14 protein-coding genes are annotated in these 13113 nt (G+C 52.5%); 12 read left to right on the forward strand and 2 right to left on the reverse strand.

Annotated elements, in window-relative coordinates; translation table 11 throughout:
• Positions 1–3: 3 nt before the first annotated feature.
• Both A7K91_RS09400 and A7K91_RS27435 read right to left on the reverse strand, forming a co-directional pair.
• Complete coding sequence (locus A7K91_RS09400; RefSeq protein WP_211274517.1) at positions 4–246, reverse strand: hypothetical protein; 243 nt, start codon at positions 244–246, stop codon at positions 4–6.
• Entirely contained in the window at positions 246–509 is a 264-nt protein-coding gene (locus A7K91_RS27435; protein WP_082967333.1) for a YycC family protein, read from the reverse strand. Before A7K91_RS27435 ends, A7K91_RS09400 begins: the two co-directional genes overlap by 1 nt.
• 59 nt (positions 510–568) lie before the next feature.
• Here A7K91_RS27435 and A7K91_RS09410 point away from each other — a divergent pair, with 59 nt between their 5' ends.
• The 12 genes from A7K91_RS09410 (at position 569) to A7K91_RS26390 (ending at position 13112) form a co-directional block, all read left to right on the forward strand.
• Positions 569–2353, forward strand: a complete 1785-nt coding sequence (locus A7K91_RS09410; protein WP_068681980.1) for a M3 family oligoendopeptidase — start codon at positions 569–571, stop codon at positions 2351–2353.
• Positions 2354–2785: 432 nt separating this feature from the next.
• Entirely contained in the window at positions 2786–3421 is a 636-nt protein-coding gene (locus tag A7K91_RS09415) for a CBS domain-containing protein (RefSeq protein WP_068681983.1), read from the forward strand.
• Positions 3418–4218, forward strand: coding sequence for a pyruvate, water dikinase regulatory protein (locus A7K91_RS09420; RefSeq protein ID WP_068681985.1), 801 nt, complete (start codon positions 3418–3420; stop codon positions 4216–4218). The genes A7K91_RS09415 and A7K91_RS09420 overlap by 4 nt, the downstream gene beginning before the upstream one ends.
• Before the next feature lie 95 nt (positions 4219–4313).
• Positions 4314–4718, forward strand: a complete 405-nt coding sequence (ndk, locus tag A7K91_RS09425) for a nucleoside-diphosphate kinase (RefSeq protein ID WP_068681987.1) — start codon at positions 4314–4316, stop codon at positions 4716–4718.
• A gap of 177 nt (positions 4719–4895) precedes the next feature.
• Positions 4896–6035, forward strand: coding sequence for a P-loop NTPase family protein (locus A7K91_RS09430; protein ID WP_068681989.1), 1140 nt, complete (start codon positions 4896–4898; stop codon positions 6033–6035).
• Positions 6025–7257, forward strand: a complete 1233-nt coding sequence (locus tag A7K91_RS09435) for a TadA family conjugal transfer-associated ATPase (RefSeq protein ID WP_068681991.1) — start codon at positions 6025–6027, stop codon at positions 7255–7257. Before A7K91_RS09430 ends, A7K91_RS09435 begins: the two co-directional genes overlap by 11 nt.
• Positions 7244–8080, forward strand: a complete 837-nt coding sequence (locus A7K91_RS09440; RefSeq protein WP_068681993.1) for a type II secretion system F family protein — start codon at positions 7244–7246, stop codon at positions 8078–8080. Before A7K91_RS09435 ends, A7K91_RS09440 begins: the two co-directional genes overlap by 14 nt.
• Before the next feature lie 9 nt (positions 8081–8089).
• Positions 8090–9001 carry a type II secretion system F family protein gene (locus A7K91_RS09445; RefSeq protein WP_068681995.1) on the forward strand — a complete coding sequence of 304 codons (912 nt, stop codon included), beginning with the start codon at positions 8090–8092 and terminating at the stop codon, positions 8999–9001.
• A 24-nt stretch (positions 9002–9025) separates the two neighbouring features.
• The gene (locus tag A7K91_RS09450; protein WP_068681997.1) at positions 9026–9214 is read left to right on the forward strand and encodes a Flp1 family type IVb pilin; all 189 of its coding nucleotides are present in this window, start codon (positions 9026–9028) and stop codon (positions 9212–9214) included.
• 4 nt (positions 9215–9218) lie between these two features.
• On the forward strand, positions 9219–9908 hold the full coding sequence (locus tag A7K91_RS09455) for a TadE/TadG family type IV pilus assembly protein (protein WP_156739437.1): 690 nt from the start codon (positions 9219–9221) through the stop codon (positions 9906–9908).
• An 11-nt stretch (positions 9909–9919) separates the two neighbouring features.
• Complete coding sequence (locus A7K91_RS09460) at positions 9920–12130, forward strand: hypothetical protein (RefSeq protein WP_068682001.1); 2211 nt, start codon at positions 9920–9922, stop codon at positions 12128–12130.
• Entirely contained in the window at positions 12096–13112 is a 1017-nt protein-coding gene (locus A7K91_RS26390; RefSeq protein WP_156739439.1) for a hypothetical protein, read from the forward strand. Before A7K91_RS09460 ends, A7K91_RS26390 begins: the two co-directional genes overlap by 35 nt.
• Position 13113: the final 1 nt, after the last annotated feature.

Here is a 13113-nt window from a genome sequence, read left to right on the forward strand (position 1 = left end):
GCTTCAGGCTTTATTGTTTCGCAAGGCGATATCGGAAAGCAGGTAATCCCGGTCGGTATCAATAATGGTTAAAACGTTGCGGCAGCAAGGGAAAACAAGCCGCTTTTTTTTGCCTTCCGCAATAACCTGCAATTCCGAAGGCTTCAGCGGCAAAAGCACGTTTTCTGCATCGCAGAAGGGACACTTGGATACATAAATGTCTCCCATGACCGTTTCATAAGGCCAGGTATTCTGGAACGGATGCATCATTGGCCGGAACCGTCTGTCTTGTCTTCGACGCTAGCGTTGACATGCCCTTGCTCGCCGGTTTTGCCGCCTTCTCCCTCTGCTGGTTTGGCGGGCGTATAGTCGGCTTTGTCCGGGGTGTCGGAGAGCGCTCCGCTATTTAATGACGCCAGCTTTTGGAGCAGGATATGACGAGGCATATGCATAAGATGCTCGATCGGAACGCCCAGCTGCTCGGAAAGCTTGATTGCGGTATCCGCCGAGATTTGTAACGGTTTAGACATGTGTTTATCCTCCATTTGGGTTATACTGTATCCATTATTCTATAACGAGGTGTGTAATTATGTCCAATCAATATCCATTAACATGGGACCTGGATTCCATTTATCCCGGAGGCTCGTCCTCCAAAGCATTTTCGGCAGAGCTGGATGAAATAGCAACAAATATCGGAAAGCTGACGACTCTGCTGAACAAAAAAAATCGCCCTTCGCTTGAGCTTGTCAAAGAGCTGACCGGGCTGGCTCAGCGCGTGTTGATTGCGCTGCGGCAATCGGAGTCATTTGCAAGCTGCTTAATGGCGGAAAATGTGAAGGACCAAGCTGCTGCTGCTTTGAGCGATCGCGTTAATACATTAAGCGCCGACTATATGTCCGCGATGGCTCAATACGACGATATTCTTCGCAACATTGGCGATAACGAGTGGGAAGCTATGCTTGCCGACCCGGAGCTTGGCGCCGTCGCTTTTTATTTGAATGAGCGCAGGGAGCTGGCAAAAATCAAGCTGTCTCCGGAGATGGAGGCGCTGATTGGCGATCTCTCCATTGACGGTTATCATGGCTGGGGCTATTTCTACAACACCATTGTTGCCCAGGCTCAATTCAAGGCAGTGGAAAAAAGCGGCGAATCCGTATTGCTGTCCGCAGGGCAAATGTTTAACCGGTTAAGCGACAGCGATCGCGAGGTTCGCAAGGCCGCATTCCAGGAATGGGAGCGCGAATGGGCGCGCAACGCGGATTTATGCGCCGACGTGCTTAATCGCATCGCCGGCTTCCGGCTTAAGCTGTATCAGCGCAGAGGCTGGGAGCAGGTGCTTCAGGAGCCGCTGCAAATCAATCGCATGAGCGAAAAAACGCTGTCCGCCATGTGGGAGGCTGTAAAGGAAGGGCAAAAGCTGCTTCAGCCTTATTTTCAGCGTAAGGCCGAGCTGTTTGGCCTTGAGCGGCTGGACTGGCATGATGTTGCCGCTCCTGTTAATACCTCGGAACGAATTATTCCGTTTGCGGAAGGCGCCGATTTTATTTTGGAGCAGTTCCGCGAGTTTGATCCGCGGCTTGCCGATTTTTCCGAAAAAGCATTTAAAGAAGGATGGATCGAGGCGGAGGACCGTCCTGGCAAACGTCCCGGCGGATTTTGCACTTCATTGCCTAAAAGCCAGCAGACCCGTATTTTTATGACTTATTCCGGGACGATGGACAATTTGTCAACGCTGGCTCATGAGCTTGGCCATGCCTATCATCAGCATGTAATGGATGATCTGCCTCCGTTTGCGCATGAATATGCAATGAACGTGGCGGAGACGGCATCTACCTTTGCAGAAATCATCGTGACCGACCGGGCGCTTAAAGCCTCCAAGGACAAGGATGAAACGATTAGCCTGCTGGAGAGCAAAATCGGCAATGCGGTGGCGTTTTATTCCAATATTTACGCCCGCTTCCTGTTTGAAACGCGTTTTTATGAAGCGCGCAAGCAAGGGCTGGTTTCGACTGAGGCGTTAAATGCTATGATGGAGGAAGCTCAAAGGGAAGCGTTCGGCGGAGCCTTGGGCGAGCTTCATCCCCATTTCTGGGCGGCCAAGCTGCATTTTTATTTGACGGATGTGCCGTTTTACAATTTCCCTTATACGTTTGGCTACTTGTTCAGTGCGGGCTTGTATGCACGGGCGAACCAGGAGGGAGAAGCCTTCCGCGACAAATACGTCGCTTTGCTTCGCGACACCGGCTCCTTGACCGTTGAGCAGCTTGCGAAGAAGCATCTAGGCATCAATCTGGAGGAGCCTCAATTCTGGAAAGAAGCCGTTGCTCTGACAGCCGACGATGTAGCTTTATTTTTGGAGCTGACAAAAAAATAATAGTCTGGAAAAACTAGGGCGTGTCTGAATACTCCGAGAGGAACAAGTTGTGCCGAATTTTCGTTCCCTACAAGGAAGTTTTGTGCAGGCTTACCGGGGGTAAGTCAAGCAAAACTGACGCAGCAGGGGGCGAAAAGGCGGTGCAAGATGACCTCAAGCGGGTTTTCAGACACGCCCTAAAGGCTCCCGAGCGCAATGCGGGGTATTGATCGAAGGATCATTGACCATGCTGCGTAAGGGGGCTTTATTTATGCGAAAAAAGCATATGTTGTACATGATATTCCAATGTGATATTTTATACAGGTGTATAGTTAGAAAAATGCTACACTTTAATTGTCTTATAGGACGTGTTCAAATAGTCCGGAAGGTATAATTCGCAATGGAAAGCGGATAGTTCGGGAGGGGAAAACGATTCAGCTCACATCCAGACAGTTGGAACTGATTGAACTGGTCAAGCAGCATGCGCCGGTGACCGGCGAGCAGCTAGCGGAATATTTGGGTGTCAGCCGCCCAACGCTTCGTTCGGACTTGTCTCTGCTGGTTATGCTGGGCATGCTGGACGCCAAGCCGAAGGTCGGTTATTTCCTTGGCACTCAATATCGCGCCGGCAACGCGCCATTACAACGTTTTCACAATTTGAAAGTAAGGGAAGTGCAAGGCGTTCCCGTCAATATACCCGAAACGCTTTCCGTACACGATGCCGTTATTACTTTATTTATGGAAAATGCGGACACCTTGCTGGTCGTGACGGAGAGCAACCGGTTTGCGGGAATTATTACGCCCAAGGATTTGCTTAAAATTACGCTGGGCAATGCCTCTGCGGCATCTATTCCTGTCAGTATGGTCATGACCCGTTATCCCAATATCGTCACCCTGAGTCCGGAAAATTCAGTCATGGACGCCATTGTCAAAATGTCGCAGCATCAGCTGGATTGTTTGCCGGTGCTTATGCCGGAGGAGGAGCCGGGGGCAAATCCGGTTTTGGCGGGATGGGTTTCCAAGTCCAGCATTATTGCTATTATGGCGGATATGGCCTCGGACGGAGAAACGGGGGAAGGCGGACGATGACCAAAGGTACCATTTATGTGTGCTCCGACGCAGTTGGCGAAACCGCGGAGGCGGTTGCCAAAGCTACGCTCCGCCAGTTTACCGAAGGCGATGTCAAGATTAAGCGGTATGGGCACATCCGAAGCGAGGAAGAAATTGTCCGCATCGTTTCAGAGGCAGCGGAAAGCGGCGGTTTTATCAGCTATACGCTGGTTCAGCCGGAGCTTAGGGAGCTGATGAAGGAGGAGGCTGTGCGGCTGGGCGTACGTGCGGTTGATGTAATGGGTCCGATGATGCAGGCCTATATCGACACGTTTGGCGATTTTCCCAGCAAGCAGCCGGGGCTGCTCCACTCGGTTAATGAGGATTATTACCAGCGGATGGAGGCCATCGAGTTTGCGGTTAAATATGATGACGGCAAGGATGTCAGAGGGCTGACACAGGCCCGGGTTGTTTTGATCGGGGTATCGCGCACATCCAAAACCCCGCTTAGCATCTTTTTATCCCACAAGGGAGTTAAGGTAGCTAATCTGCCGCTTATCCCCGAGGTTAATGTGCCTGCTGAGCTTCAGACAGGCCCGGACAGACTGATTGTGGGACTCACCATGCAGCCGGAGCATTTATATGAAATTCGCACGGAACGGCTCAAAAGTCTGGGGCTGCCGGCCTCGGCCCATTATGCCTCGATTGAGAGGATCCAGAGCGAGCTTCGATATGCGGCCTCCGTCATGGAGTCGCTGTCTTGTCCGGTCATTGATGTTACCAACCGCGCAATCGAGGAGACCGCGGGCATTATCCTGGAGTGGTTGAACCGATAAGGAACAAGGATGAAAGTTGAACTATAGAAACTAGCGTTTGACCAGAAGGTGTATGGTTCTGGAGAAGCAAAATTTATAAAACGGAGGGAATTATCATGGAAAAAACATTTGTGATGGTTAAACCAGATGGCGTAAAACGGGGATTAATCGGTGCCATCGTGGCCCGTTTTGAAAATAAAGGCTTTACGCTGGTCAAGGGCGAGCTGATGCAGCTTTCCAGAGAAAAAGCGGAGGTTCATTACGGCCACTTGCGCGCAAAGCCGTTTTTTGGAGAGCTTGTTGACTTTATCACTTCCGGCCCGGTGTTTGCGATGGTGCTGGAGGGCAAAGACGCCATTAAAAATTCCCGCCTGTTAATTGGGGCAACCAACCCTTCCGAAGCGGGAGCAGGGACCATCAGAGGCGATTTTGCGCTTGACGTGGAAGCCAATATCGTACACGGCTCGGACTCCGCCGAAAATGCAGAAATCGAAATCGAGCGCTTTTTTGGCAAGGGGTAGTTGACGGGAAGCAAGTTCTTGTGGTAGATTTTTACCAAGTAAATACGCAAACACGGAAGCACCGTATAGGAGCAGCAGACCGCTGCCCTTGTACGGTGCTTTTTTTGCGTATTTTGCTCCTGTCGGAGCAGTGGAAGTAAAGGGGCAGCTGATTAATGAGGAAGGGAGGAAATAGAGATGGGCAAGATTCAATTGGGATTGGCGGTAAGCGATATGGAATATACGCGAAGGCTTGCGGAATATGTGCGATGCGGACCGTTTCGGGATCGCTGCCAGCTTGTTGCCTTCACGAATGCCGAGGCCTGCCGGCGTTATATCAAGCAAGGCTTTGCGATGGAGCTTGTTGCGGGCGAGCCCGCTCTGCTGGAGGAGCTGAAGCCCGAGCTGGCGCAGACGCGGCAGGTTGCTCTGGTTGGCAGGCTGGGAGAAAGCCGGATTCAGGAGGAAGCGCTTCGTTATCAGGCGCTTCCGCAATTGCTGCAATCGCTGCTGGAACGTAATGTTGCGGCATTGGCTGGCAAAGTAATGGCGGGAGGCGCTATCGGCGGATATGAGGAGGGGCCCGTTGTTATCGGCGTCAGCTCTGTGTCCGGCGGTGTCGGAGTTACGGCGCTTTCGCTTCATCTGGCTAACGGTGCCGGGAGCATGGGTCTGCAAACCTGCTATCTTAACCTGGAGCGCTGGAATACGGCAAACTTATGGCTTGACGGCCATCATGCTTCCGCCAAAGGCGGCGGATTATCGGAGCTGTTATACGAAATCAAGGCGCACGGGAAGGCGGACAAGGAATGGCTTGGGGCGAACCGTAATCACAATACCACGCTCAAGGGAGATTATTTGACGGGGTTTAGCCATCCCGGAGACCGTGAAAACCTAACGGCCGAAGATGCCGTTGCCTTGATTGACTACATTGCAGGCTCGGGCCGTTACAGGGTTATTATTGTGGACCTGGACCACGAGCTCTGTGAATTGCATCTATCGGTGCTGGAGCGCTGCAATACCAGCTTCTACGTTGTGGCGGATGAAGCTTCCTCGCTTGGCAAGCTGTCGCTTGCATGGGGGTACGCCAACCATAAATGGGGAGAACGCCATAGCCGCATGCTTGCAAGCAATTGGGTTGTGCGCAATCGCATGACGGGCATGGGGACGCTGGCGCTGCCGCATGAATACCGCAGTGCGCCGGGCGGGCTTCCCGATGTGGAGGCTTGGCGGGAAGGGCGGCGGGGCAAGCTGCTGGAGTCCCCCGCCTTCCGAGCCGCTTCGGCGGAATTGCTCAAGCTGGCGCTAAAAAGCGAGGCGGCCCGATATGTCCATTGACGGGGCCGTTAGCGAGCTGAGGGAGGTCATCCGCTCTGAAATCGATTTTGGCGGGGCGATCACCGATGAAGAGCTGTTGCGGAAAACAGAGGAGGCTGTGTTGAATTGGTGCGGCCAAAACCCGCTTCCGGCAGCGGAAAAGGTTAACCTGGTGCGCCGAATCTATCATTCCTTTAGAGGGCTGGACGTTTTGCAGCCGCTTATGGATGATCCATCCGTTACGGAAATTATGATTAACAGCCATGAGGATATTTTTGTGGAGCGGAACGGAGAAATGGAGCGTCATTCCGTCCGTTTTGAAAGCCGGGAGCGGCTGGAGGATTTGATCCAGCACGTGGTAGCGGAGGTCAACCGCGTCGTTAATATGTCCTCGCCTATTGTTGACGCTAGGCTTCGCGACGGTTCTCGGATACATGTTGTACTTCCGCCAATTGCGCTTAAAGGTCCTTGTCTGACGATCCGAAAATTTAGCGATCAGCCTATAACGCTGGAACGGCTTGTGCAGCTTGGAGCATTAAGCCAGGAGGCTGCTGATTTTCTGCGGGTGCTGGTAGAGGCCAAATACAATATTTTTATAAGCGGCGGCACGGGAACGGGAAAAACGACCTTTCTTGGCGCTTTGTCCAGGTACATTCCGGCTGACGAAAGGGTTGTAACCATCGAGGATTCCGCCGAGCTGCAAATCAGGACGGTGCCCAATCTGGTATCGCTGGAAACCAGAAACGCAAACACAGAGGGCAAAGGAAAAATCGGCATCGACGATTTGATCCGCGCTTCGCTCCGAATGCGTCCCAACCGGATTATTATCGGGGAGGTGCGTGGGGCGGAGGCGTTTGATCTGCTGCAAGCGCTGAATACCGGCCATGACGGCTCGATCTCCACCGGTCATGCTAACAGCGCAAAGGATATGATGCTGCGTCTGGAAAGTATGGTGATGGGTGGAGCGGAGCTGCCGCTTCCGGTAATAAGGGCGCAAATTGCCTCCGCGCTGGATATTGTTGTCCATCTTTCACGGTTCAGGGACAAAACCCGGAAGGTTGCGGAGATTTGCGAGGTTTGTGGTGTTCAGGAGGGCGAAATCAGGCTGAAGCGTCTTTATCATTTTGAAGAAGAGGGCGAGCGGAACGGGAAAGTGATCGGCGGGCTGAAGGCAACCGGAGAAACGTTAAGCAATACCGATAAGCTGCTGCTTGCCGGAAAGGGACAATATGTCAAAGGCTGAGCAGGGAGTTTTGGCGAAATGGGCTTATTGGTGCGGATGGGAACGTGTTTGGTCCGGGACCAAGGCTGCGAGCCGGATAAGCGCCGTTAATTACGGCGTCTACACATTAAGTGTCAGAGAGCTGCTGCTGTTTGCTTTAATCGGCTGCGGGGGCATATTCGGCGGAACTTACATTTTTTATCATTCCGTATGGGTTGCAGGCTTGGCGGGGCTGCTTGGCCTTGCTGCACCCCGCTATGGACGCGCATTGCTGCTGGACCGGAGAAAAAAACAGCTGAAGCTGCAATTCAAGGAAGCGTTGTTTTCGTTGACCTCGTCGCTTGCTGCCGGACGGTCTATTGAAAATGCATTTCGCTCATCGCTGGAGGATTTACATATGCTCTTTGGCGATTCCAAAAGCGATATTATTGCCGAATTTACAGTCATTTGCCGCAGGCTGGATAACGGGGAGCCGCTTGAAGCCGCGCTTCGCCATTTTGCAGAACGCGCCCATAGCGAGGAAATTACGCAATTCGTCGATGTCATAGGCGCCTGCAAGCGGTCTGGCGGCGATTTGGTAGAGGTGATGAGACGGACTGCAACCGTAATAGGGGAAAAGCTGACCGTGGAGTCGGATATTATGGTGCTTATTGCTCAAAAGAAACTGGAATCACGCATCATGATGGCGGTTCCGTTTGTATTCATGGGATTTCTGTCCTTTGCAGCCCCGGACTATATGACGCCTCTCTACAGCGGCATCGGCTATGTTTTGCTGACGGTGACCTTGGGATTGCTGCTTTGCTGCTATTGGGCGATGGGCAAGCTGATGACATTTGATATCTAGGAGGCTACTATGGGGTCAATTTTTGCCTGTTTGCTCACGGCGGCATGGGCTGCGCTGTATATCGGATCATCGGGAAAAAGCAAGCCGGGCGGTCAAAAAAGGGGGAAAAGCCGCCGAGAAGGAGAAAAAAGGCGGAACTCAGGAGGCGGACAAGCTTCGCAGCTGAAGGCAAAGTGGCTGACAGAACCGTTTGTATATGCGTTATCGTCAGTATCCCATTGGCATTTGACTCAGCAATACACCAATAGCTACCATGCCCGGATGATGGTGCTGAATGGACCCGCATGGAAGGGGGATGCCTCCCGCGAAAAGCTTGCCGAAGCGTTTGGAAGCGGCTTTGCCTTGCTCTGGTGCTGCTCCTGGATTTCCTGGATTGGCGGCGAGAAGCTTGTGCTCCTGATTGGTTTTTTGCTTTTTATCGTTCTAGCATTCCGTACCTACGTGGAAGCGGGCCGCGAGCTGGAAAAAAGAAGAAGGCTGATTGTAGCTGCTTTGCCGGACAAGTTAAGCAAGCTGATGCTGCTTGTTGGAGCAGGAGAAACGGTGCAAGGCGCGTTTCACCGATGCGCGGACGGCTTAGGGGACAAGCCTGTCCATCCGCTTGACAGGGAATGGCTCAAAGCAAGCCTTTCGTTAGCAAACGGAGAAAGCTTCAGCGTTGTGATGGAGCGCTTCAGCCGACAATGCGCCGTTCAGGAGGCGGCTGTTTTTACGGCGGTGCTGCTGTTGAATTATAAACGGGGCGGCGAGCACTTTACGCTGGCGCTGCGCGAGCTTTCCTATTCTTTATGGGAGAAGCGCAAGGCCTTGGCAAGAATCAGAGGAGAAGAGGCTTCGTCTAAGCTTGTTTTTCCTCTTGCGGCTATCTTGTTCATCATGATGATTATTGTTGCCGCTCCTGCTGTTTTGATGATGTCTTAAAAAACAAAAAAAGGATGGTACGCCATGTTGAAACTTTATGGAAAAATGAAATCGTTTTGGTCAAATGAGCAAGGGCTTGGCACATTGGAAATTATTTTGATCATTGCTGTTGTTATCATTATTGCACTGCTCTTCAAGGACTGGATTATCGACCTGATCGAAACGTTGATGGGAAAAGCCGATGATGAGGCCTCCCGCATTTTTGAAAAGTAATCCCATGAAGCGGTGGCTAAAGGACGAACGAGGCAGCTTTACGATGGAATCATCCTTTGTTTTTCCCGTTTTGTTTGCTATGGTGATGCTTTTTATTGTTTTGGGCTGCTACCTTTATCAAAAAACAATCGTGTTTTATTACGCCTCGGCGGTTGCGGAAAGAACGGCTTTTGGCTGGGACAACAGTAATCGCCATCCCGCAACGGGCATTCTTTCTGAGCCGGCTTACGATCCGTTATATTGGCGCATGAGCAGTGATGGCGTGTTGGGAAGTCTGCTAAAATCCGGCTGGCGGGGCGAAACGGCGAGCATCAAGCTGCCCGAGGAAATCGGCATGGTCAAGGACGGCTATGCGGGGCTTGGTGAGCGGAAGCTGGCTTTAGGCGCTGGCTCCATTACAGCAGGGGGGCTTTCGTTTAAAGGGGAATCGGGAGTTATAAATGCCGGGTTTAGCCGTTATGTGGAAATAAAGCTTAAAAAGCCGATGGAGCTTGCCCCTCGGCAATCCGGCTGGTCCTGGGATGAGCCGGCCGGAGCGGGTAGAGGGTATTTGTCTGATCCGGTGGAGTTTATTCGCAGTGTCGACCTTGTACGTTATTACGTCCAGCGGTTTTCAAGCGACTCCGCGCAATCGGAGGGCGGCAAAGAAAATGCGGCCAAAGCGCTGGCGCCCTATAGGCCGGATGCGAAATAGGAGGATGCCGGATGAAAAATGTGCTGCTGAAAAGTAACGGAACGGTATCTATTTTCGGGGTAATTGTACTTTCGTCATTGCTGTTGTTTTTTGGCGTTCTTATCGACTATGCACGTATCGCTGCTTTTCAGCTTCAATCGGAAAGCAGCGTGCGCTCTGCCATCCGCTCCGTTTTATCGGCTTACGATGAAGCGTTGTATGAGCGGTACGGGCTATTCGGGCGAGGAGGTACGGAGGGAGACCTTATTTTTCAGGAGGTGCTAAAGCAAACGCTGGAGAGACAAGCCGTTTTTTTGGAAGGCGGATTTGATCTTACGGCAGCTCGGGTGGAGGAAACCTCGCTGAATACCTCTTTGACGCTAGGACGGCATGATGTTTTCGCAAGAGGCGTTTTGGAGGAAATGAAATATAAGGCGCCTATTGATTTTACGCTGGAGCTGTTATCGAAATTTACTCCGCTTGCCAAAACCTTGAAGGAAAGCTCGGCAGCGGTTGCTTCGCTGGAACAATTGAGGTCGCTTTATGAAAAACGGGAAAAGCTGCTGGAGGAGGCGTTAAGCTTGCAGTCATCGGCAGGCCGGGAAGCGGCGGCAAGTACAGTCATCGGCCTCATTCCAGCTAGCGGCAGACCGGCTGCATCGGGTTTGACGGCCGCCGGGTACGCATCGGGTGTCGAAGGGTACGTCAGCATGCTGCAATACGAAGCAGCCTTGCCGCCGGAAGAGAAAAGGGTGTTTTGGGCGGAAATCTGGCGTTTCCAGCAAGAAGCAAGCAAGCTGTCGTCCGCGCTTCAGGGAGAAGGCGCCTCAATGGAACAGATGCATACAGCCAAGCTGGAGCTTGCAAGGCAGCGCGTTCAGGAAGCGGAGCAGGTCAATCAAGCTATGGAGACCTTGCTGCAGAAGGTTGAGCATGCGGCTGCGCAAAGCTATGAGGAGGTTGCGGCTAACCAGGCGCAGGGGACGGCTTCCGCCGAAATTTCCGGGGGAGACGATATCAAAGCTATTGTAGAGGACGGAGGCAAGCTTATAAGGGAGGAAGGGTGGTTTGCCGCCTACCGTAATGAATTGGATGGACAGAGGAACGAGTTAGCTGCCCTGTCCGGGCAATTGCAGCAATTTGGCAGAAGGGTGCTTTCAGACATCCAGTCATCCAGTCACGCCTCCGAGATGAGAACTTTGGCTGGAACCATGTCCTCCGCATACAGCAAATACGCAGAGAGCTATGTGTCTCCGGCAACTGTATTGGGGCAACGCTCGGCAGAGCTGGAGGATCAGAATATAAAGGGCCAGCTGCGAGAACAGGAAAAAAAGAAAAAAGGGTTATGGAAGGAAGCACGGCAATTGCTGCAAGGAATGGCCGACAGCAAGGAGTCCGGGGAGCATGAGGAGCTGTTTCGCCAGGTGAAGCTGAAATATGAGAGGAGCTTGTTATACAACAGCGCAGGAGACAGAGCAACGGAAGAAGAGGGAGCCGCGTATATATCCGGCGCAGCCGATGCCAATGAAGGGGCGCTTCAAGCGTCGCAGGAAATGGACGGGCTGTTTTCCGGCATGGCGGATATGCTTGTGCGAGGCAGAGATTATTTTTATTACGGAGAATACGCAGCCGCCCGGTTTACCTCCTTTGACCCGCTTCAGCTGCGCTCATTGCTGGAGGATGGCAGCACGGAGGCATTTTCGGCCGCATCCTCGTTCCATAATCAGGAGATGGAGTATGTTTTGTACGGCTTTCATAATGCCAAAGGCAATTTGCTGGCGGCATACGGCGAATTGTTTGCCGTCAGGCTGGCTGTCAGAACGATGGAGGGCTTGATCGAAAGCCGCTCGCTGGGGCATCCGCTGCTTATTTTGTCGGCGGCTATTATTTATGGCTTGGAGCATACCATTCTGGACATGCTTTCCTTTGCGCAAAAAGGCTCGGCTCCCTTGTCCAAATACGTCAAGGTTGAGCTTTCCTATAAGGACTATCTTCGTTTGTTTATGCTGCTCCATGGCGGAAGCCAGGAGCAACGTCTGGCGCGTATGATTGCCGTGATTGAACAAAACTGCGGCATTACGCTTGCCGAGGTGCCGTCAGGCGTAACGGGCGAAGCGACGGTGTCCATGCAGCTGTGGTTTCTGCCAGGCGTCGTGAAGCTGCTGAACAGGGGGCAAAGCATGGGGGGAAGGGTGGTTGGCAACCGTTATGAAGCTTTTCATTTGGCGGGTCATTCCTATTAAGCGCTGCGCCCGCCGCATTGTTGGCCGCAATTCCCGATTCGCCGGCAGCAGCGGCTCTATTGTATTGGAAGCCGCCATTGTTATGCCGCTTATTTTGCTGGCGCTGCTTGCTTTCTCGCTGCTGATTTCTTTATGCGCAGCGCAAATGGCGCTCCAGTCCGCTGCTTCGCAATCGCTCCTTCAGTTGTCGGCTCATATTCGTCCGGTTGAGCTTGCACTGGAGGAGATCGGCAAAAACAAAGGGGAGGCCGAGGAGGCTGTCCGTCCCAAAAAGGAACTCCCGGAATGGAGCGAAGCGGCGGCGGGCGCGGCGGAGTGGCTGCCCGAGCCGTTTGGCGAGGTGTTTTCCTCCGGCTTGAGGGGAGATTGGGGACCGGCAAGAGATATTGCCGCGACAGAGCTTGGCCGGTCCATCATGGAGCCGTTTATTAGACGGCAGGCCAATCCATATTTGTTGAAGCCGGAGGCTATATCATTGTTAAGGCTGACGCTGCCTGACCTGCAGAAAAAAGAAAAGCCTTATGCGGGAATCGCGCTTACCTATGAATATCCTATCGCTGTACCTCTGCTTGGAAAAAGAATTCAGCTTCAAGCCTACGCTTACGAGAGAGTGTGGGTAAGCGACGCTCTGGCGGCGGCTTATGGCGCTTCAAATAATGAGGAAGACCCATTTTTTCTGCAAATTGTGTCTATTAACCCTTCACCTGTCAGGCCAGGACGCAAAGCGACGGTCGTTGCTTTGACTGAACCGGGCAAAACCATCTCCTTGGGAGTGATGTACAAAAGCGGCGCAAGCAAAGCTCGGAATTTGGGCGATGCAACAGCAGATGAGAACGGATATATTAGCTGGACATGGCATGTATCAGGCAATACAACGCCTGGGGTTTGGGAAGTAACGGCTACAGCGGCCGATGGCGGAGGGGAGAAAAAAATGCACTTTCTGGTTGAGAAGAAACAAGCCGACGGGACGGAGGAGAATTAAT

Source organism: Paenibacillus oryzae (genome assembly GCF_001675045.1).
Classification (GTDB): domain Bacteria; phylum Bacillota; class Bacilli; order Paenibacillales; family Paenibacillaceae; genus Pristimantibacillus; species Pristimantibacillus oryzae.

Coding starts and splice junctions, on each gene's coding strand:
- A7K91_RS09400 (WP_211274517.1), bottom strand. CDS start 246: ATGCATCCGTTCCAGAATACCTGGCCTTATGAAACGGTCATGGGAGAC.
- A7K91_RS27435 (WP_082967333.1), bottom strand. CDS start 509: ATGTCTAAACCGTTACAAATCTCGGCGGATACCGCAATCAAGCTTTCC.
- A7K91_RS09410 (WP_068681980.1), top strand. CDS start 569: ATGTCCAATCAATATCCATTAACATGGGACCTGGATTCCATTTATCCC.
- A7K91_RS09420 (WP_068681985.1), top strand. CDS start 3,418: ATGACCAAAGGTACCATTTATGTGTGCTCCGACGCAGTTGGCGAAACC.
- ndk (WP_068681987.1), top strand. CDS start 4,314: ATGGAAAAAACATTTGTGATGGTTAAACCAGATGGCGTAAAACGGGGA.
- A7K91_RS09430 (WP_068681989.1), top strand. CDS start 4,896: ATGGGCAAGATTCAATTGGGATTGGCGGTAAGCGATATGGAATATACG.
- A7K91_RS09435 (WP_068681991.1), top strand. CDS start 6,025: ATGTCCATTGACGGGGCCGTTAGCGAGCTGAGGGAGGTCATCCGCTCT.
- A7K91_RS09440 (WP_068681993.1), top strand. CDS start 7,244: ATGTCAAAGGCTGAGCAGGGAGTTTTGGCGAAATGGGCTTATTGGTGC.
- A7K91_RS09445 (WP_068681995.1), top strand. CDS start 8,090: ATGGGGTCAATTTTTGCCTGTTTGCTCACGGCGGCATGGGCTGCGCTG.
- A7K91_RS09450 (WP_068681997.1), top strand. CDS start 9,026: ATGTTGAAACTTTATGGAAAAATGAAATCGTTTTGGTCAAATGAGCAA.
- A7K91_RS09455 (WP_156739437.1), top strand. CDS start 9,219: ATGAAGCGGTGGCTAAAGGACGAACGAGGCAGCTTTACGATGGAATCA.
- A7K91_RS09460 (WP_068682001.1), top strand. CDS start 9,920: ATGAAAAATGTGCTGCTGAAAAGTAACGGAACGGTATCTATTTTCGGG.
- A7K91_RS26390 (WP_156739439.1), top strand. CDS start 12,096: ATGAAGCTTTTCATTTGGCGGGTCATTCCTATTAAGCGCTGCGCCCGC.